This is a genomic window from Kitasatospora sp. NPDC001225, from assembly GCF_053597855.1.
On the sequence record NZ_JBSFJC010000500.1, the window covers coordinates 1 to 1,007 of the forward strand.

Sequence of the window (1,007 nt, forward strand, 5' to 3'; positions counted from 1 at the left end):
GGCGACACCCGTCCGGCGGGCGACAAGGCGTCGACACGTCAGGTTGAGGTGTTCACCGATGACGGCGGCTTCTCCAGGGCAGATGCATCGGCCGTCTCCCCCTATCTCGCCGACCGCGCCCAGGGCGTGGCCCCGATGCGGGGCGACGGCGACGTGACGGCGCTGGTCCGCAACGGGGAGCCGGCCGCCAAGCTGGACGTGGTGGTGATCGGCGACGGGTACACCGCGCAGGAGCAGGACAAGTTCCGCGCGGACGCGGCCCAGAAGTGGCGCGAGATGACCGCCGTGGAGCCCTACGCCAGCTACCGCGCGCTGTTCAACGTCTGGGCGGTGTCCGCGATATCGCCGGAGTCCGGGGTCACCGGGGATCCGGACCAGGGGACGGTGCGGCACACCGCGCTGGGCTCGTACTTCTGGTGCGACGGCGTGGAGCGGCTGCTCTGCGTGGACGAGAAGGCGGTCGAGTCGTACGCGGCGAAGGCCCCGCAGGCGGACCTGGTCCTCGTGGTGGCCAACAGCGCGAAGTACGGCGGCGCCGGCTACAACGACGTCAAGTCCCCGCTCGGCTACGAGGGGATCGCCACCGTGGCGGGCGGCAACGCGAAGTCCGGGCAGATCGCGGTGCACGAGACCGGGCACTCGCTGGGCAAGCTGGCCGACGAGTACGCGTACGACGGCCAGGGGACGTACCAGGGCAGCGAGCCCACCGAGGCCAACATCAGCACCCTGACCGCCGACCGGATGCGCCAGCAGGGCACCAAGTGGTCGCGCTGGCTGGGCCAGGCCTCGCCGGACGGCGGCACGGTCGGCGCGTACGAGGGCGGCGGCTACTACCCGACCGGGCTCTACCGGCCGACCGAGAACTCGATCATGCGCTCGCTAGGACGGGAGTTCAACCTGCCCGGGCGCGAGGCGATGATCGCGGGCTTCTACCGCCACGCCACGCCGCTCACCAGCCCCACCGCCAACGGCAGTCGGCTCACCGCCGCGGACCGCCTCACCGTCGA

Annotated in this window: 1 protein-coding gene; it reads left to right on the top strand. The window is 71.8% G+C overall.

Features of this window, described 5'->3' with window-relative positions:
* Nucleotides 1-48: 48 nt before the first annotated feature.
* Nucleotides 49-1,007: M64 family metallopeptidase (locus ACWDCZ_RS41750; protein ID WP_449818781.1), on the top strand; the 959-nt coding region annotated here is incomplete at its 3' end.